The sequence below is a fragment of the Streptomyces sp. NBC_00572 genome, assembly GCF_026341815.1.
In the GTDB taxonomy this organism is placed as follows: Bacteria; Actinomycetota; Actinomycetes; order Streptomycetales; family Streptomycetaceae; genus Streptomyces.
Window position 1 is genome coordinate 1,898,695 of sequence record NZ_JAPENX010000001.1, and the last position, 18,643, is coordinate 1,917,337.

The following is an 18,643-nucleotide window of genomic DNA, read 5'->3' on the forward strand; positions in this document are numbered from 1 at the left end:
CAGACTGCTGTGCATGCGCATTGTGGTTCTGGCCGGCGGCATCGGTGGTGCCCGTTTCCTTCGCGGCCTCAAGCAGGCCGCGCCGGACGCGGAGATCACGGTCATCGGCAACACCGGTGACGACATCCATCTCTTCGGGCTGAAGGTCTGCCCCGACCTGGACACGGTGATGTACACCCTCGGCGGTGGCATCAACGAGGAGCAGGGCTGGGGCAGGCGCGACGAGTCCTTCACCGTCAAGGAGGAGCTCGCGGCGTACGGCGTCGGACCCGAGTGGTTCGGCCTCGGCGACCGGGACTTCGCCACGCACATCGTCCGTACGCAGATGCTCGGCGCGGGCTACCCGCTGAGCGCCGTCACCGAGGCGCTGTGCGCCCGCTGGCAGCCGGGCGTTCGCCTCCTCCCCATGTCCGACGACCGGGTCGAGACGCATGTGGCGATCGAGGTCGACGGCGAGCAGCGCGCGGTGCACTTCCAGGAGTACTGGGTGAAGCTGCGCGCCTCCGTGGACGCGAAGGCGATCGTGCCGGTCGGCGCGGAGGCCGCGAAGCCGGCGCCGGGCGTTCTGGAGGCCATCGCCGAAGCGGACGTCATCCTCTTCCCGCCGTCCAACCCCGTGGTGAGCGTCGGCACGATCCTGGCGGTGCCCGGGATCCGTGAGGCGATCGTCGCGGCCGAGGTGCCCGTGGTGGGCCTCTCCCCCATCGTCGGCGACGCGCCCGTGCGCGGGATGGCCGACAAGGTCCTGGCCGCGGTCGGCGTGGAGTCCACGGCGGCCGCGGTCGCCCGGAACTACGGTTCCGAGCTCGTCGACGGCTGGCTCGTCGACACGGTCGACGCGGGCGCGGTCGCGGACGTCGAGGCGGCGGGCATCCGCTGCCGGGCGGTCCCGCTGATGATGACCGACGTCGAGGCGACGGCCGCGATGGCGCGGGAGGCCCTGGCGCTCGCCGAGGAGCTGCGGTGACCTCGTCGGTGGACCCCCTGGAGGCTCCCTCGTACCGGGTCTGGGCGCTGCCCGGGCTCCCCGAGGTGACGGCCGGGGACGACCTGGCCAAGCTGATCGCCTCCGTCTCGCCCGAACTCGTCGACGGGGACGTCCTTCTCGTCACCTCCAAGATCGTGAGCAAGGCCGAGGGACGGGTGGTCGCCGCCGACGACCGCGAGGAGGCCATCGACGCCGAGACGGTACGGGTGGTGGCGCGGCGCGGGACCCTCCGCATCGTCGAGAACCGACAGGGCCTCGTCATGGCCGCCGCCGGGGTGGACGCGTCCAACACCCCCTCCGGGACGGTGCTGTTGCTGCCCGAGGACCCCGACGCCTCGGCGCGGCGCATCCGTTCGGGGCTGCGCGAGGCGCTCGGCGTCGACGTGGGCGTCGTCGTCACGGACACCTTCGGGCGGCCCTGGCGCGCCGGGCTCACCGACGTGGCGATCGGCGCGGCCGGGGTGCGGGTCCTCGACGATCTGCGCGGCGGGACCGACGCGTTCGGCAATCCGCTGAGCGCGACCGTGGTCGCCACCGCCGACGAACTCGCCGCCGCGGGCGACCTGGTGAAGGGCAAGGCGGCCGGTCTTCCGGTCGCCGTCGTGCGCGGCCTCCCGCACGTGGTGGCCGGCGACGAGGAGCCGGGGGCGCGGGCGCTGGTGCGCGGCGCCGCCGACGACATGTTCCGGCTCGGCACCTCGGAGGCCGTACGGGAGGCGGTGACGCTGCGGCGGACCGTACGGGAGTTCACGGCGGACGCGGTCGACCCGGGCGCGGTACGGCGGGCGGTCGCGGCGGCCGTGACGGCGCCGGCCCCGCACCACACCACGCCGTGGCGGTTCGTGCTCCTGGAGTCGGCGGAGTCGCGGGTACGGCTGCTCGACGCGATGCGCGACGCGTGGATCGCGGACCTGCGGCGGGACGGCAAGTCCGAGGAGTCCGTCGCGAAGCGGGTCCGGCGCGGGGACGTCCTGCGCAACGCGCCGTACCTGGCGGTGCCCTGCCTCGTCATGGACGGCTCCCACCACTACGGCGACCCGCGCCGGGACGCGGCCGAGCGCGAGATGTTCGTGGTCGCGGCGGGCGCGGGCGTCCAGAACTTCCTGGTCGCGCTCGCCGGTGAGCGGCTGGGCTCGGCCTGGGTGTCCTCGACGATGTTCTGCCGGGACGTCGTACGGGAGGTCCTCGGCCTGCCCGATACGTGGGACCCGCTGGGCGCGGTGGCGATCGGGCATCCGGCGTCACCGCCCAGGGAGCGGGCGGCGCGGCCGGCTTCGGAGTTCGTCGCGGTGCGGTGAGCCTGCCGTGCGGGGAGCCTTCCGCGGCGCGGGGAGTGTCGTGGTGGGGCCTGATCAGAGCGCCGTGATGTCGCCCGGGGTCATGCGGGGTGCCCTGCGGGGCGGTACGCGGCCGCTGAGGAGGATCAGGCGGGCCGCTCGGTGGCGCTGGCCCGCGTAGGGGGCCAGGAGGTCCAGCATCGCCTCGTCGTCGGTCGTACGGTCGCCGGCGAGGGCCCAGCCGATGATGCCGGGGAGGTGGAGGTCGCCGGTGGTGACCTCGTCGGGGGCGCCGTTGCTGCGCTGGATCGTCTCCGCGCTCGTCCAGGGGCCGATGCCGGGGATCAGTTCCAGGCGCTTGCGGGCCGCCGGCGGGTCCATGCGCGCGGCCTCCTCCAGGCGCGCGGCCACCCGAGCGGCGCGGACGATGGTGGCCGAGCGCTTGCCGTCGACGTTCGCGCGGTGCCACTCCCAGGACGGGATCTGTGTCCACGTACGCGCGTCCGGCATCACGTACATGCCGTCCGGGACCGTCGCCGGGCCCGGCGCGGGCTCGCCGTACTTCCGTACGAGCAGCCGCCACGACCGGTAGGCCTCGTCCGCCGTGACCTTCTGCTCCAGGACGGACGGGATCAGCGACTCCATGACCAGACCCGTGCGGGTCAGACGGAGGCCCTGGCGGCGGCGGTGGGTGGCGAGGACCAGCTTGTGGCGGGGGACGAAGGCGGTGGGGTCGTCCTCGGCGCCGAGCAGCGCGGGGGCGTTGTCCAGGAGCCAGTTCGCGCCCGCGCCCCAGGCCTCGGCCTCGGGCCGGCCGTCGCGGACCGTGAGGCGGATCGTGCCGGGGCCGTCGGGGGTGCGGCTGGCCCGCCAGACGGAGCCGTCGGGGGTGACGCGGAAGGTGGGGTCGGCGGGGCCGCGGCGGAGGGGGCCGAGGGTGAGGCCCAGGTCCAGGGGGGCGGTGCCGTCTTGGCCGGGTACGGGGGTGTGGCCGCCACGGACTGTGCTGCGCGTGGTGGGGGTGGGGGGTGTGAAGCGGCCGGCCATGCTTTGAGCGTAGCCGCCACCCCGTGTGGGCCGTGTGGGCCGTGTGGGCCGTGTGCCCCGTGTGGGCCATCGTCCCGCGGGGCGGGACGGGTGGGCACACGGGACGGCGCGCCTGGCGGCGCCTCCGCCCCTTGTACCTGGACCCGCACCAGCAGTGCGACACGCAAGGGGTGCGGGTTCAGGCGCGGAAGCCTAGGGGGCGCCGTCCGTCGTGCCCACCCGTTCCGCCCCTGCGGAACAGATGCCCACAACATGGGGGCGGCTCAGGCCGCGACCAGGGTGGGGGCTACTGGTCCGAGGAGAAGCGGACTGCGCCTGCGGGGAGGGTTGTTTCGCACCAGATTCTTATGCCGTCGCGGAGTTCGTTGTCCGGGCCCACCTGGGCGCCGTCGCCGATGACCGCGCCCGTCAGGACCGTGCGGGCGCCGATGCGGGCGCCCGCGCCTATCAGGGAGTCGGTGATCACCGCGCCCGGCTCGACGACCGCGCCGGCCAGGAGCGTGGAGCCCGTGATCCGGGCGCCCTCGCCGACCACCGCGTCCGCGCCGACGACCGTGCCGCCGGTCAGCTTGGCGTCCGGGGCGACGCGGGCCGACGGCAGGACCAGGCGGTCGCCGCAGCGACCCGGGACGGCCGGGGAGGGGGCGCGGCCCAGGACCAGGTCGGCAGAGCCGCGGACGAAGGCCTGCGGGGTGCCGAGGTCCAGCCAGTACGTGGAGTCGACCATGCCCTGGAGGTGGGCGCCGGAGGCGAGGAGCTCCGGGAAGGTCTCGCGTTCGACCGAGACGGGACGGCCGGTGGGGATCGTGTCGATGACCGAGCGGCGGAAGACGTACGCGCCCGCGTTGATCTGGTCGGTGACGATCTCCTCGGGCGTCTGCGGCTTCTCCAGGAAGGCCGTGACGCGGCCGGTGGAGTCCGTGGGGACCAGGCCGAAGGCGCGCGGGTCCTCGACCCGGGTGAGGTGGAGCGAGACGTCCGCGCCCGAGGAGGAGTGGGTGGCGACGAGGGCCTGGATGTCCAGGCCCGTCAGGATGTCCCCGTTGAAGATCAGGACCGGGTCGTCGGGGCCCGAACGCAGCCGCGAGGCGACGTTGCGTATCGCGCCGCCCGTGCCGAGCGGCTCCTCCTCGGTGACGTACTCCAGGCTCAGGCCGAGCGCGGAGCCGTCACCGAAGTGCGGCTCGAAGACCTCGGCCAGGTAGGAGGTGGCGAGCACGATGTGCTCGACGCCGGCGGCGCGGGCGCGGGCCAGCTGGTGCGTCAGGAAGGGGACGCCCGCCGCCGGAACCATGGGCTTGGGCGTGTTGACCGTGAGGGGTCGCAGCCTTGTTCCCTTGCCACCGACCAGGAGGATCGCTTCTGTCACCTTGTCGTCTCTGCTTCCTGTTCGGGGCCGGTCAGCTCGCCCGTCTCGGTCGTCCGTGCGATATGACCGGTCAGTTTAGGCAGATGGTTGCCCCGATGACCCCATCAGCTCCTCCCCTGGTACTTCGCCGAGCTCGTGCGGGCCGTTCCGAGCTTGCCGTACAGCCGTGCTCCGGGGCACTCCGTCGCGAACCCGTCGCGGTGTCCCGCGATGGCGTTGAACTTGACCGTGCTGCCCTTCTTGTACAGGTTTCCGCCACCGGAGACGAGGTAGGCCGCCCCCTTCGGATTGACCCCGTGGAGCCCGAGTTTCCAGGCCGTCAGACGGGCGACCGCGGTCACCACGGCGGCCGGCGGGGCGCTCTTGGTGAACGTGCCGAGGACGGCGATGCCCATGCTGTTGGTGTTGAACCCGAGGGTGTGTGCGCCGAGGACGGGCTTCGCCACTCCCCCGGCCCGGCCTTCGTAGATGTTTCCGCACTTGTCGACGGCGAAGTTGTAGCCGAAGTCTCGCCATCCACTGCTCTGGACGTGGTAGCGGTAGATACTGCGCAGAACGGAGGGCGCCTGGCTGCAGGTGTAGTTGTTGCCGGTCGCGCTGTGGTGGACGAAGGCCGCCTTGATCGTCTTGGTGTAGACGAAGCCCTTCTCGCGGATGCGCTCGTCCGCGCCCCAGCCCTTACGGGTGATGATCTTGGGGCGGGGGCCGATGTACGGCTTCGCGGCGGCCGCGGGCGCCTGGGCCTCGGCGGGGGCCTGCGGTTCGGCGGCGGCCTTCGCCTCCTGAGACCTCGGCAGGTACGGGAGTGTGAGCTCGGTCGCTTCCTTCGACAGGGCCGGGATCCAGGCCGCGCCGTAGGGGGCGAGCTGGGCGTTGACGCCACTGACGGCCGCTTCCGCCGCACCCAGGCCGGTCAGGGCGATCGAGGCCGCCGCCGTGCGTGGCGCTGTCATGGTCGTGGTCATGGTCGTGGCGGTGGTGGTGGTGGTCGTGGTGGTGGTGGCGGCCGTCTCGGTGGCGGCCTCCGTCTCCGTGGCCTCCGCCGGGGGCTCGCCCGGGTCGACCAGTTCGAGCCGCAGGCCCGTGGGGAGCGGCTCCTCCCCTCGTACCCGGATCTCCACGCCGTCCGAGTCGCCCACCCACAGCGGGGCCGTGGAGCCCTTGAGCGCGCGTCCGGCGCCCTCCGCGGTGTCCGGGTCGGCCCCGTGTTCCTCGTTGTGGGTCTCCACGTCCTGCCACTCCGACCAGGCGTCGCCGCCGGTGGCCCGGGTGCGGACCTGCACGACGCCGTGCAGGGCGGCCGCCGGGTCGTCCCACACGACGCCGACGAGGGAGAAGGGCCTGACGTCGCGTCGGGTGAGTCCCTGGGCGCCGGTGTCGTCCGTCCCGCCACCCAGGGCCCGGTCGCTGTCGCCCAAGGGCTCCAGCGGCAGGGACTGGGTGGCGCCGGGCACTTCGGGCGCGGGTGGCTGTGCGGAAGCCGCTGGTGGCAGCCCGAGCGCCGAGGGCACCGCGGCCGCCGCGGGTGCGGCGAGAGAGACCGGCAGGGCGAGGACCGTCGCGCAGGTCACGGCGATCGAGGAGGCGAGTGAGGCACGCATAGGCCGATCGTGCGTACCCCGGGGCCGTTCCGCGCGTCGGGAACACCCCCGGAAACTGACACCTCGTCGGGCCGACCGGTGGACGGCGTCACCGGTACGGCGGACCCCCGTGCGGCGGCGCGCGTACGCTGTCCGGCGTGAACGCCAGCGACCGCACCCCCGCCGACCTGCTGCGATCCGCGCTCGCCGCGGACCCCGCCCGCCCCTTGGTCACCTTCTACGACGACGCCACCGGTGAGCGGGTGGAATTGTCCGTCGCCACCTTCGCCAATTGGGTGGCCAAGACGGCGAATCTGCTCCAGGGCGAACTGTCCGCCGCGCCGGGCGACCGGCTCGCACTGCTGCTGCCCGCGCACTGGCAGACCGCCGTCTGGCTGCTCGCCTGCTCGTCCGTCGGGGTGACCGTGGAGCTCGGCGGCGACCCGGCCGACGCGGACCTCGTGGTCGCGGGGCCGGACGCCCTGGAGGCGGGTCTCGCCTGTTCCGGGGAGCGGATCGCGCTCTCCCTCGCCCCGCTGGGCCGCCGGTTCCCTGCCGCGCCCGCCGGGTACGCGGACTACGCGGTCGAGGTCCCGAGCCAGGGCGACCGGTTCGCCCCGTTCGTACCGGTGGATCCGGACGCTCCCGCGCTCGTCGTCGACGGCGTGGAACGCAGCGGCGCGCAGCTCGTCGACCAGGCCCGCGCGGACGCGGAGGCCCTCGGCCTCGCCCCCGGCGCCCGGCTGCTCTCCGGACTCGGTTACGGGGACTGGAAGGGCGTCTCGACCGGCCTGTACGCCCCTCTCGCGTCCGGCGGCTCGGTGGTCCTCTGTCGGAACCTGGACCAGCTGGCCCCCGAGTCCCTCGCCAAGCGCGTGGAGAGCGAGCGAGTGACGGTCACCGCGGTCTGACGCGCCGGGCTTCCGCCCGACAACCGTCTGTCTCGTCCCTACCTGCCCGACAATCGTCCGTCACGTCCCGACCCGACCCGTTCGGCCTACAGACGCGCCGAGTCCCCGGGTCCCCGCGCCCCGTCCGGTACATGATCGGCCTGGGGGAGTCGACTCCTTCCGCACAACCATGCGTGGGGTTCGGCCGTCTCCTTCTACGACCGGCGGCCGCCCGGCGCGCCGCCGACGCCATGAAGGACGGACTCAGACGTGACGGACCGTGCGGGTACGCCCGCCGAACCGGATCCCCCGGCAACGGAGGACACGGCAACGGAGGGCACGGCTTCCGGGGCTCCGGAGAAGCCGCGACGCCGACGCCACTGGCTGCGGTGGACGGCACTCGGCGTCTCGCTCGTGGTGCTGGCCGCGGCCGGGGTCGGCTGGTGGTTCTACCGGAAGCTCGACGGCAACATCACCACGGACACCACCGCCGCCGCCGAGCTCCGGAGGTACGAGAAGGAGCGTCCGCCGGCGGGCGTCTCGGCCGCCCGGAACATCCTGCTCATCGGCTCGGACACCCGGTCCGGCGAGGGGAACCGCAAGTACGGCAAGGACCGGGGCACCCAGCGCTCGGACACGACGATCCTGCTGCACCTGTCGGCGGGGAAGAAGAGCGCGACGGCCATGTCGCTCCCCCGCGACCTGATGGTGACGATCCCGAGCTGCCGCAAGACCGACGGGACCCGGACCCGTGAGCAGTTCGCGCAGTTCAACTGGGCCTTCGAGTTCGGCGGTACGGCGTGCACGATCCGTACCGTCGAGAAGCTGACCGGGATCCGGGTGGACCACCACATGGTGATCGACTTCCGGGGCTTCAAGAAGATGGTGGACGCCGTCGACGGCGTGGAGGTCTGCCTCAAGGAGCCGGTGAACGACGCCGACGCGAAGCTGAAGCTGCCCGCGGGGCGCCAGACGCTCGACGGGGAGCAGGCCCTCGGCTTCGTGCGGGCCCGGAAGTCGATCGGCAACGGCAGCGACACGGAACGCATGGACCGCCAGCAGCAGTTCCTCGGCGCCCTGGTCAGCAAGGTGCAGAGCGACGGGGTGCTGCTGAACCCGACCAAGCTCTACCCGGTGCTGGACGCGGCCACCAAGGCGATCACCACCGACCCCGGACTCGACTCGCTGCGGGACCTGTACGACCTGGCGCGCTCGATGCGGGCCATCCCGACCGAGAAGGTGCAGTTCCTCACGGTCCCCCGCCGCCCCTACACGTACAACGCGAACCGGGACGAACTGGTACAGCCGGCGGCGAGTCAACTCTTCAAGCAGCTGCGGGAGGACAGGCCCGTCGCGGTGACCCCGGGCGAGGAGGAGAAGACCGGGGCGGACCGGAAGACCGGGGCGGACGGGAAGCCCGACGACGCGGACGCCCCGACGCCCTCCGTCACTCCCACCTTCACGGGGCGGAACGCGGCCGAGGGAGCGTGCTCCTAGGAGGGCGCCGGAGGGGGCCGCGGGGCGGTGAGTAAAGGGCACACCAAGGGGAGGGCTGCGAGCGATGAGGTTTGAGCAAATTGCCCGGTTGTAAGAGGCGTGGAATTTGTCACGCGCGTCGCCCCACGCTGAACTGGGCGGATAGTGTGACGCGATCCGGTGCACCCCGACCGCGTGGTCGCACTCACCAAGGATCGAACGACCGAGAGAGCGGCGCCCAGTGGGGGAGGCGCCTCGCGTGGCACCGACGGAGGACTCGAGTAACCGTGGACGCGCACAGCCGTGGACGGGCGGACGAGATCGACCCCGCCGACCAGTGGGTGCTCAACCCGCAGACGGGCAACTACGAACTGCGACTGGACCGCTCCGCTGGGCAGTCGCAGCCGCAGACACCGTCCGGGGCTCGTAGATCCACCGTTCCCGCTCCCGCGTCGCGCGACACCTCCGCCGACCCGTCCGTCGACACCCCGGTCGAGGCGCCCGTGCCCGGCCAGCGCCGCCGGCGGGTCACCGAGCCGGACGGCGGCCGGGGCAAGGAGTCGCCCGCGAGCCGCCGCAAGCGCAAGCAGGGCGCGTCCCGCAAGAAGAAGGTCCTGCTGTGGACCGGCGGCACGATGGCGCTCGTCCTCGTCGGCGGCGCGACCGGCGCGTACCTGCTCTACAACAAGCTCGACGGGAACATCGACGTCGTCGACCCCGTGGGCCCCCAGAGCCAGGGCTTCCGCAAGGGCGAGGCCTTCAACATCCTGATCATCGGCACCGACAAGCGGACCGGTGAGGGCAACTCGGGCTACGGCGACAACAACAGCCCCGGCCACGCGGACACCACGATCCTCTTCCACGTCTCCAAGGACCGGACGAACGCCACGGCGCTCTCCATCCCGCGCGACCTGATGACGAAGATCCCCGAGTGCCAGACGCGGCAGCCCGACGGCCAGATCCTCACGATCCCCGGCCAGCGGCAGGCCCGCTTCAACGTGAGCCTCGGCCAGGACGGCCGCGACCCCGGCTGCACCATGCGTACGGTCAAGGAGCTGACCGGCCTGACCGTCGACCACTTCATGATGGTCGACTTCAACGCGGTCAAGGAGCTGACCTCGGCCGTCGGCGGCGTGAAGGTCTGCGTCGAGAAGGCCGTCGACGACCCCAAGTCGCACCTCAAGCTGCCGGCCGGCGAGTCCGTCATCGAGGGTGAGAAGGCGCTCGCCTTCGTCCGTACCCGCTCCAGCTTCGGCAACAAGAGCGACCTGGACCGGATCAAGGTCCAGCAGCAGTTCCTCGGCTCGATGATCCGGCAGATGAAGTCGAACGAGACGCTCACCAGCCCGACGAAGCTGTACGACCTCGCCGAGGCGGCGACGGACGCGCTCACCGTCGACAAGGGCATAGGGTCCCTCTCCAAGCTCCAGGACCTGGCCGGGGAGCTTTCCGGGATCGACACGAAGAACATCGCGTTCGCGACCCTCCCGGTCATCGACAACCCGGACGAGCCCACGCCGATCACGGTGGTGCCGCACCCGACGCAGGCACCGCAGCTGTTCGCCGCGATGCAGGCCGACACCTCGCTCACCGAGGTGAAGAAGAAGAAGCAGGACGCCAAGAACGCCCAGGCGCAGGCCCAGGCGAAGCTCCTCCAGGGTGCCCGCGCCGAGGCCGTCGACGTACGCGTCGACGTCTTCAACGGCAGCGGCATCCAGGGCGCGGCCCAGTCGACCATCAACTGGCTGCAGAACGACGAGGGCGTGACCCGCTCCACCAACAAGAGCAACGCCCCCGAGAAGGCGGCGAAGACCACGCTCGCCTACGCACCGAACCAGGCCGATCAGGCCCGCAAGCTCGCGGACCTGATGGGTCTTCCTGCCGCGGCCCTCAAGCCGGGCACTCAGAACGCCGGGGAACGCGAGCCCATGACGCTCGTCCTCGGCGCCGACTTCAAGGGCGCGGGGGTGCCCATCACCGGTCCGACGAAGGCGCCGGACGTCGAGAAGGTAGAAGCTGACAAGCAGGTGTGCGCCAAGTAGTCCGGAAACACCGGGACTTGGCGGGCTCCTGACTGACGAGGGGACCTGGGGTGGGACAGAAAAGCGTGCGTGGGGAGGGAACGCGTGGACGCGTTCCGCGCGCCCGTGAACTGGGCTGGGACGACGAGCTGTACGACGCCGGTGCGGCCACCGGCGCCGGGCCCGACGCTCCCGAGGACAACGAGGCGACCGGGGAAGCCGGGGAGGCCGGAGCTTCCGGCGCCACGACCCGCGCCGAGCGTCGGCGTGGCGCCGGAAACGGCAGCGGCAGCGGCAGCGGTGCCGACGGGCGGGCCGGCCACCGTCGTGCCGGCTCGCGCCGGCGCGCCAAGAAGGCCGGCAAACGCAAGGCGCTGCGCTGGGTCGCGATCACGCTCGCGGTGCTGATACTCGGCACGGCCGGCGCCGGATACCTGTACTACGAGCACCTCAACGGCAACATCCGCAGCGGCGGCCGCGCGGGCGGCGAGAGCGGCGTGAAGAAGGCCGCGCCGAACGCGCTGGGCGACACCCCGCTGAACATCCTGCTGATCGGCTCCGACAGCCGCCAGGACGACAAGAACATCGCGCTGGGCGGCGGCAAGAACGACAGGGACCGCAAGCCGCTCGCCGACGTGCAGATGCTGCTGCACGTCTCGGCGGACCGGGAGAACGCCTCGATCATCTCCATCCCGCGCGACACGGTCGTCCGCATCCCCGAGTGCAAGGACAAGGACGGCACGCCCTACGCGGCCACCGAGAACCGGCCCATCAACGAGTCGCTCCAGCGCGGCGGTCCCGGCTGCACCCTCACCACCTGGGAGAGCCTCACCGGGGTCTACATCGACCACTGGATGATGGTCGACTTCGCCGGCGTGGTGGCCATGGCGGACGAGGTCGGCGGTGTTCCGGTCTGTGTGAAGACCGGCGTCCACGACAAGTCGACCAGGGGTGTGAAGGGCGGCTCCGGTCTGAAGCTGCCGCAGGGCACCACCGAGGTCAAGGGTGAGCAGGCGCTCCAGTGGCTGCGTACCCGGCACGCGTTCGGCAGCGACCAGAACCGTGCCAAGGCCCAGCACATGTACCTGAACGGGATGATGAAGAAGCTCCAGACGCAGAACGCCTGGAGCGACACAGGTCAGCTGATGGGGCTCGCCGAGACGGCCACCAGCGCGCTGCAGGTCTCCGACGAACTCAAGTCGGTGAAGAAGCTCTTCGACCTGTCGATGCAGCTGAAGAACGTCAAGATCGACCGCCTGACGACGGCCACGATCCCGACCCAGCCCTACCCCCCGAACCCCGACGCGTGGCTCCTGCCGGTCCAGTCCTCCGCGGACAAGATGTGGTCGATGCTCCGTGACGACGTCGCCCTCGACAAGAACGGCGCCAAGTCCCCCGCGAAGCCGAAGCCCTCGGCCTCCGCGAAGCCGAAGACGGCCGCCGAGGCGCCGGGCTCCTTCGCCGTGACCGTCGCCAACGGCACCGCAGGGACGGACGAGGCACCCGTCGAGGGCCGCGCCAAGGCGATCGCCGAGGTCCTCTCGGGCAAGGGCTTCACACAGGCCGATTCCTCCAAGGAGGCGCAGCCCCGCGAGGACACGGTCGTCCTGTACCCGAAGGACTCCGGCGACCAGGGCAAGGCGAACGCCCTGTCCGTGGCGAAGGCCCTCGGACTGCCCGACGCCAAGGTCCGGGCCGACGCCAAGACCGAGGGCATCGCCCTCGTCGTCGGAGCGGACTGGCGCGAGGGCACCGTGTACAAGAGGCCGACGTCCGTCGCGGGCGACCTGCCCGAGGGCGCCGACGACAAGGCGGCCTGCATGGACGTCTACTCGGTCTACAAGTGGGACGGGAAGAGCTGACCCCTCCCCCGCGTACGAGAACGGCGGCCGGATCCCTCTCGGGACCCGGCCGCCGTTCTCGTACCGAAGCCGTCAGACCGACTCGGACTCGCCGGCCAGGACCGCCGGGCGGCGGCTCGCGATGACCTTCTTCGCAAGGGAGCGGGGGCTCGTCAGGAAGCCGTACCCCCACGACATGTGCATCGTCGCGAGCGCCACCGGGATCTGGAGGCGGGCCTTGAGCGAGAGACCCTTGCCCGCGGGGAGCGAGCCGGCCGTGATCGCGGCGAGGTAGCCGGCCGGGATCACGAAGCCCAGCGGGGTGAGGACGGCGCCCACCACCAGGCCCGCGGCGATGGCGCACACGGCGGTCGGCGGGGCCAGGTAGCGGAGGTTGATGGAACCCTCGTGGTAGCGGGCCACGACGTGGCGCCACCGGCCGTAGTCCTTGTACTGCTTGGCGAGCGCGCGGACGCTGGGCCGCGGGCGGTACTGGACGCGCAGCTCCGGCGAGAACCAGATCAGGCCGCCGGCCTCGCGGATGCGGAAGTTCAGCTCCCAGTCCTGGGCGCGGATGAACTCCACGTTGTAGCCGTCCTGCTGCTCCAGCGCCTCGCGCCGGAACACCCCCAGGTACACGGTCTCGGCGGGGCCCGCCTCGCCGCCCGTGTGGAAGGCGGCGTTGCCCACGCCGATCTTCGAGGTCATCGCGGCGGCGACCGCGTCCTCCCAGGCGTTCTCGCCCTCGGCGTGCATGACACCGCCGACGTTCTGCGCGCCGGTCTCCTCCAGGAGCCGGACGGCGGTGGCGATGTAGTTCGGGGAGAGCATGCCGTGGCCGTCCACGCGCACCACGATCGGGTGACGCGAGGCCTTGATCGCCGCGTTGAGGGCGGCGGGCGTACGGCCCGTGGGGTTCGGCACGGTCTTGACACGGGGGTCTTCCCGGACGAGCTCGGCGGCGATCTCGTCGGTGCGGTCCGCGGACGGGCCGAGCGCGATCACCACCTCCATCTCGCCGTCGTACTCCTGCTCCAGGATGTGACGAACCGAGGTGCGCAGATACCGCTCCTCGTTGAGGACCGGCATGATCACGGAGACGGGGGGCAGCATGGTTCCTCGGGGGTTCGGGGGTCGCCCCCCGGAAGACAGCGGTTTTGCCCGCCACGTTACCGCGAACGGGGGACAGCGGGCGTGGCGCCCGGGTGGTGCTGCCTTGCGCTGATCGTATGGGCCTACCGTGCTCACGGTTCCCTTTGTCACACCCGCGGAGGTGTCCGTCCGTGCCCACACCGCCCCGCACGCCCCGTCCGCGGCCCGCCGCCCGTTCCGTGCCGGTCCGCCGGCGGCGGAGGCGCCCCCGGTGGGGGATGCGGATGGCGACGGCGCTCTCCGTGACGGTGCTCGCGGCCGGCGGGATCGGGCATGCCGTGGTCACCGGCCTCGACACCGGGATCACCCGGGTCGACCCCTTCAAGGACATGAAGAACCGGCCGCAGGCCGGGAACGGGATGAACGTCCTGGTCGTCGGCACCGACGGCCGGGACCGGATCACCCCCGAGGAGAGGGCGAAGTACCGGCTCGGCGGCGCGCCCTGCCACTGCACGGACACGGTGATGCTCGTCCACATCTCGGAGGACCGGGAGCGGGCGAGCGTGGTGAGCCTGCCCCGTGACTCGTACGCCGAGATGCCCGAGCACACCGATCTCACCAGCGGCAAGAAGCACCACGCGCATCCGGTGAAGCTGAACGCGGCGTACGCGGAGGGCGGGCCCGGGCTGACCGTACGGACCGTCGAGTCGATGACCGGAGTCAAGATCGACCACTATCTGGAGGTCGACTTCACCAGCTTCATGCGGACCGTGGACGCGGTCGGCGGGGTGCAGATCTGTACGACCCGGCCGGTCAAGGACTCCTACACCGGGCTCGACCTGCCGGCCGGCACCCACGAGCTCGACGGCGGGCAAGCCCTCCAGTACGTGCGCTCCCGGCACATCGACGGAGCCGCCGACATCGGGCGGATGCAGCGGCAGCAGCGGTTCCTGGCGGCGCTGATCGAGCGGATCACGAGTGGCGGGGTGCTGTTCAACCCGGTGCGGTTCCGTGAGGTCGCCACGACGATGCTGAGCTCCGTCCGGGCCGACGAGGACTTCGGTACGGATCAGCTGCTCGCCCTCTCCAAGGCGATGCGCGGCTTCACGCCGGCGTCGTCGGAGTTCGTGTCGGTGCCGATCGGGGACATGAGCTTCCCCGTGAAGGGGATCGGGTCGACGGTGAAGTGGGACGCCACGAAGGCGCAGAAGCTGTTCCGGGCGTTGCGGGAGGATCAGCCGCTGACCGCCGCCTCGTCCTCTTCCTCGTCCTCTTCCTCGGCCAAGGCGCCCGGGGCCGCGGTCGTGGACGTGGCGCCGCGGACCGTGCGGGTGCAGGTCTACAACGGGACCCGGACCGACGGGCTCGGCCGGAAGGTGGACGACGCGCTGCGCGGAACGGGCTTCGACACCACCCGGACACCGAAGACGGGCGCGGGGAAGGAGCGGGCGCGGACAGTCGTCGAGTACGACCCGCGCTGGGACCGCTCGGCCAAGACGCTCGCGGCGGCGCTGCCGGGGGCGGAGCTTCGGGCGATCGCGGGGCGGGGCGGGACGCTGCGGGTGACGGTGGGGGCGGACTACAAGGGTGTGACGGCGGTTCGGGGTGAGGAGACGGGACGGCGTGGGCCGTTCGAAGCGGTGACGGGTGACCGGGTGGTGTGCCCGTGACGGCGGACGCCGGGCGGTCGGCTTCGGCGGCCGTGCGGGGCGTTCGTCCTGCCACTCGTGCTCCTGGCCGTCGGCCTGGGACTCGTCAACGGCCCGGCGAGTTCGGCGTCCGCGTCGGCGGTGTCCGCCGACGCGGTCGGGCCGTGCCCGGGGCCTACGGTGCGGCAGCGGCCTCGCACGCGCACACCATCCCCCTCGGTTCTCAGTCCTCGTAGCCCTCGGCCGCCCGGCGCTCGCGGAGTTCCTTGATCGCCTGGCGGCGGGCCAGGCGGTGGGTGCGGCGGATCTGGGCTTCCTGGTTGCGGCGCTTGTCCTGTTCCGTCTCCGGGACGACCTGGGGAACGGAGCGCGGCTTGCCGTCCGCGTCGACCGCGGCGAAGACCAGGTACGCGGAGCCGACCTGCGTGGCGGGCGTGGACTCGTTCCAGCGCTCCGCCATGACCCGTACGCCGACCTCCATGGACGACCGGCCGGTCCAGTTGACCTGGGCCTTCACATGCACCAGGTCGCCGACCCGCACCGGCTCCAGGAAGACCATCTCGTCCATCGAGGCGGTGACCGCCGGTCCGCCCGAGTGCCGGCCCGCGACGGCGCCCGCCGCGTCGTCCACCAGCTTCATGATCACGCCGCCGTGCACGGTACCGAGGAGGTTGGTGTCGTGGCTGGTCATGATGTGGCTGAGGGTGGTGCGGGAGGCGGAGATGGGCTTGCCCGGGATATCGCCCTGATCTGTCATGCCCTCCACCATATGCCGGGTCCCTTCGCCGTCGCCGTTCGGTCCGCTTTGCATCAGCTTGGCAACAGCACCGGTCCGATATTCCACCCGCCCTGTCGCACGTAAAGGCATGCCCGGCACACTGGTCCGCATGAATGACTGGCCCGAAGACGGCGGCTACGGCCGTGGCAACGCGAACTCCCAGCCCGAGGGACCTCGCAGGATGAGCCATGTGCAGCGCCCGCAGGTTCCGCAGCAGCCGCCTCGGCACGACCAGGGCTACAACCCGAACTTCACACAGGCGCAGGGCTCGGGATACGACTCCGGTTACAGCTCGGGCCAGGTGTACGGCGGTCCCCAGGGCGGCGGGCACGGCAACGTGCCGCCGCAGTACTCACCGGGCCCCGGCGCCGGTGGTCCGGGGCGTCCCGCGCCGAACTGGCGCAAGCGCATCAAGATCGGCTCGATCGTCCTGGTCGTCGCCGTCGTGGGCTGGGGCATCGGCACCTACGCCTGGGCCAGCTCGCAGATGCGCAACGAGGTCGACCTCTCCAAGGTCATCGAGCGGCCGGCCGAGGGTGACTGCACGACGTATCTGATCGTCGGCTCCGACAGCCGTGAGGGCATGTCCGCCGAGGAGAAGAAGAAGCTCCACACCGGCTCCGCCGAGGGCAAGCGGACCGACTCGATGATGATCCTCGCGGCCTGCTCCAGCGGGAACACGATGGTCTCGCTCCCCCGTGACTCCTGGGTCACGATCCCGAGCTTCGTCGGCTCCGAGTCGGGCAAGTCGTACCCGGCGCGCGGCGGCTCCAAGCTGAACGCCGCGTACGCGATGGACGGCCCCGAGCTGCTCGTCCGGACCGTCGAGTTCAACACCGGGCTGCACATCGACCACTACGCGGAGATCGGCTTCGCCGGCTTCGCGAACATCGTCGACGCGCTCGGCGGTGTCGAGCTGAACATCGACAAGGGCTTCAAGGACAAGAAGTCCGGCGCCGACTTCCAGGCGGGCACGCAGACGCTCAACGGCGAGCAGGCCCTGGCCTTCGTCCGCACCCGGTACGCCTTCGCCCAGTCGGACCTCCAGCGGACGAAGAACCAGCAGAAGTTCCTCTCCGCCCTGGCCAACCAGGCGGCGACGCCGGGCACGATCCTCAACCCGTTCGAGCTGTACCCGACGCTGGGCGCCGGTCTGGACACGCTGATCGTGGACAAGGACATGTCGCTGTACGACCTCGGGAAGATGTTCTTCGCCATGAAGGGCATCAACAGCGGCGACGGCAAGTCCATGAACATGCCGATCTCGGGCAGCGCGCCGCAGAACTCCCTCAAGTGGGACATGCCGAAGGTGAAGCAGCTGGTCGAGCAGATCAAGAACGACGAGAAGGTCACCGTCGAGTCGAACCGCTGATCCGGTGATCCGCTGACGTACGGGAAAGGGCGCCCCTCCTGCATCGGAGGGGCGCCCTTCTCGTACCTCCCTTACGGGAGGTTGCGGGCCATGACGATGCGCTGGACCTGGTTGGTGCCTTCGTAGATCTGGGTGATCTTGGCGTCGCGCATCATGCGCTCGACGGGGTAGTCGCGGGTGTAGCCGTAGCCGCCGAGGAGCTGGACGGCGTCGGTGGTGACCTCCATGGCGACGTCGGAGGCGAAGCACTTGGCGGCGGCGCCGAAGAAGGTGAGGTCTTCCTTGTCGCCTCCGGCGGACACGCGCTCGGACTTGGCGGCGGCGGCGTAGGTGAGCTGGCGGGCGGCTTCGAGTTTCATGGCCATGTCGGCGAGCATGAACTGGACGCCCTGGAAGTCGGCGATGGGCTTGCCGAACTGCTTGCGTTCCTGGACGTAGCCCTTGGCGTAGTCGAGGGCGCCCTGGGCGATGCCGATGGCCTGGGCGGCGATGGTGATGCGGGTGTGGTCGAGGGTCTTCATCGCGGTGGCGAAGCCGGTGCCCTCGGCGCCGATCATGCGGTCGGCGGGGATGCGGACGTTGTCGAGGTAGACCTCGCGGGTCGGGGAGCCCTTGATGCCGAGCTTCTTCTCCGGGGCGCCGAAGGACACGCCCTCGTCGGACTTCTCCACGACGAAGGCGCTGATGCCCTTGGAGCGCTTGTCGGGGTCGGTGACGGCCATCACCGTGTAGTACTCCGAGACGCCGGCGTTGGTGATCCAGCGCTTGACGCCGTTGAGGACCCAGAAGTCGCCGTCGCGGACCGCGCGGGTCTTCATGCCGGCCGCGTCGGAGCCCGCGTCGGGCTCGGACAGGGCGTAGGAGAACATCGCGTCACCCTTGGCCAGCGGGCCGAGGTACTTGTGCTTGAGCTCCTCGGAGCCGGAAAGGATCACCGGCAGCGAGCCCAGCTTGTTGACCGCGGGGATCAGGGAGGAGCTGCCGCACGCGCGGGCGACCTCCTCGATCACGATCACCGTGGCCAGGGCGTCGGCGCCCGCGCCGCCGTAGGTCTCGGGGACGTGCACCGCGTGCAGGTCGTTGGCGACCAGCGCGTCCAGGGCCTCCTGCGGGAAGCGGCCCTCCTCGTCCACCGCGGCGGCGAACGGCACGATCTTCGCCTCCGCGAGAGCACGCACCGACTCCCGGAGCATGTCGTGCTCCTCGGAGGGCCGATACAGGTCGAAATCGGAAGAACCCACGACGCTCACTCACTCCCACGCT

At 71.4% G+C, this 18,643-nt stretch carries 14 protein-coding genes; 8 read left to right on the top strand and 6 right to left on the bottom strand.

Annotation, left to right across the window (positions count from 1 at the left end):
• The first annotated feature begins 13 nt into the window (after positions 1–13).
• Both cofD and OG514_RS08620 read left to right on the top strand, forming a co-directional pair.
• Positions 14–967 (top strand): 2-phospho-L-lactate transferase, encoded by a 954-nt coding sequence (cofD, locus tag OG514_RS08615; RefSeq protein WP_266892531.1) that lies wholly within the window; start codon positions 14–16, stop codon positions 965–967.
• Entirely contained in the window at positions 964–2,286 is a 1,323-nt protein-coding gene (locus OG514_RS08620) for a coenzyme F420-0:L-glutamate ligase (RefSeq protein WP_266892533.1), read from the top strand. Before cofD ends, OG514_RS08620 begins: the two co-directional genes overlap by 4 nt.
• A gap of 54 nt (positions 2,287–2,340) precedes the next feature.
• Here OG514_RS08620 and OG514_RS08625 read toward each other — a convergent pair whose 3' ends face one another.
• From OG514_RS08625 to OG514_RS08635, 3 genes are all read right to left on the bottom strand, one after another.
• Positions 2,341–3,312 (bottom strand): DNA-3-methyladenine glycosylase, encoded by a 972-nt coding sequence (locus OG514_RS08625; protein ID WP_266892535.1) that lies wholly within the window; start codon positions 3,310–3,312, stop codon positions 2,341–2,343.
• Between the two features lie 286 nt (positions 3,313–3,598).
• Positions 3,599–4,681, bottom strand: a complete 1,083-nt coding sequence (locus OG514_RS08630; protein ID WP_266892537.1) for an NDP-sugar synthase — start codon at positions 4,679–4,681, stop codon at positions 3,599–3,601.
• A 104-nt stretch (positions 4,682–4,785) separates the two neighbouring features.
• Positions 4,786–6,282, bottom strand: a complete 1,497-nt coding sequence (locus tag OG514_RS08635) for a peptidoglycan recognition protein (protein ID WP_266892539.1) — start codon at positions 6,280–6,282, stop codon at positions 4,786–4,788.
• A gap of 137 nt (positions 6,283–6,419) precedes the next feature.
• Between OG514_RS08635 and OG514_RS08640 the strand changes: the two genes are divergently transcribed.
• The 4 genes from OG514_RS08640 (at position 6,420) to OG514_RS08655 (ending at position 12,510) form a co-directional block, all read left to right on the top strand.
• The gene (locus OG514_RS08640; RefSeq protein WP_266892541.1) at positions 6,420–7,172 is read left to right on the top strand and encodes a TIGR03089 family protein; all 753 of its coding nucleotides are present in this window, start codon (positions 6,420–6,422) and stop codon (positions 7,170–7,172) included.
• Positions 7,173–7,421: 249 nt separating this feature from the next.
• Positions 7,422–8,648: an LCP family protein gene (locus tag OG514_RS08645; protein WP_266892543.1), complete on the top strand. Its 1,227-nt coding sequence runs from the start codon at positions 7,422–7,424 to the stop codon at positions 8,646–8,648.
• Between the two features lie 266 nt (positions 8,649–8,914).
• Positions 8,915–10,669: an LCP family protein gene (locus OG514_RS08650; protein ID WP_266892545.1), complete on the top strand. Its 1,755-nt coding sequence runs from the start codon at positions 8,915–8,917 to the stop codon at positions 10,667–10,669.
• Positions 10,670–10,734: 65 nt separating this feature from the next.
• Complete coding sequence (locus tag OG514_RS08655) at positions 10,735–12,510, top strand: LCP family protein (RefSeq protein ID WP_266892547.1); 1,776 nt, start codon at positions 10,735–10,737, stop codon at positions 12,508–12,510.
• A gap of 72 nt (positions 12,511–12,582) precedes the next feature.
• Here the strand turns inward: OG514_RS08655 and OG514_RS08660 are convergent, their stop codons facing one another.
• The gene (locus OG514_RS08660) at positions 12,583–13,602 is read right to left on the bottom strand and encodes a glycosyltransferase family 2 protein (RefSeq protein ID WP_266892549.1); all 1,020 of its coding nucleotides are present in this window, start codon (positions 13,600–13,602) and stop codon (positions 12,583–12,585) included.
• A gap of 257 nt (positions 13,603–13,859) precedes the next feature.
• On the opposite strand from OG514_RS08660, the gene OG514_RS08665 reads away from it, so the two are divergent.
• Positions 13,860–15,251: an LCP family protein gene (locus OG514_RS08665; RefSeq protein ID WP_323181504.1), complete on the top strand. Its 1,392-nt coding sequence runs from the start codon at positions 13,860–13,862 to the stop codon at positions 15,249–15,251.
• A 202-nt stretch (positions 15,252–15,453) separates the two neighbouring features.
• Here the strand turns inward: OG514_RS08665 and OG514_RS08670 are convergent, their stop codons facing one another.
• Positions 15,454–15,987 (bottom strand): acyl-CoA thioesterase, encoded by a 534-nt coding sequence (locus tag OG514_RS08670; RefSeq protein WP_266892553.1) that lies wholly within the window; start codon positions 15,985–15,987, stop codon positions 15,454–15,456.
• Between the two features lie 130 nt (positions 15,988–16,117).
• Between OG514_RS08670 and OG514_RS08675 the strand changes: the two genes are divergently transcribed.
• A complete protein-coding gene (locus OG514_RS08675; RefSeq protein ID WP_266892555.1) occupies positions 16,118–17,380 on the top strand; it encodes an LCP family protein in 1,263 nt (420 codons plus the stop codon).
• A gap of 71 nt (positions 17,381–17,451) precedes the next feature.
• Here OG514_RS08675 and OG514_RS08680 read toward each other — a convergent pair whose 3' ends face one another.
• Complete coding sequence (locus tag OG514_RS08680; protein ID WP_266892557.1) at positions 17,452–18,630, bottom strand: acyl-CoA dehydrogenase family protein; 1,179 nt, start codon at positions 18,628–18,630, stop codon at positions 17,452–17,454.
• Between the last annotated feature and the right edge of the window lie 13 nt (positions 18,631–18,643).

Bases quoted from the DNA above. Each gene is read 5' to 3' on its own strand.
- OG514_RS08625 (WP_266892535.1), bottom strand. From the start codon at position 3,312: ATGGCCGGCCGCTTCACACCCCCCACCCCCACCACGCGCAGCACAGTC.
- cofD (WP_266892531.1), top strand. From the start codon at position 14: ATGCGCATTGTGGTTCTGGCCGGCGGCATCGGTGGTGCCCGTTTCCTT.
- OG514_RS08635 (WP_266892539.1), bottom strand. From the start codon at position 6,282: ATGCGTGCCTCACTCGCCTCCTCGATCGCCGTGACCTGCGCGACGGTC.
- OG514_RS08665 (WP_323181504.1), top strand. From the start codon at position 13,860: ATGCGGATGGCGACGGCGCTCTCCGTGACGGTGCTCGCGGCCGGCGGG.
- OG514_RS08660 (WP_266892549.1), bottom strand. From the start codon at position 13,602: ATGCTGCCCCCCGTCTCCGTGATCATGCCGGTCCTCAACGAGGAGCGG.
- OG514_RS08675 (WP_266892555.1), top strand. From the start codon at position 16,118: ATGAATGACTGGCCCGAAGACGGCGGCTACGGCCGTGGCAACGCGAAC.
- OG514_RS08670 (WP_266892553.1), bottom strand. From the start codon at position 15,987: ATGACAGATCAGGGCGATATCCCGGGCAAGCCCATCTCCGCCTCCCGC.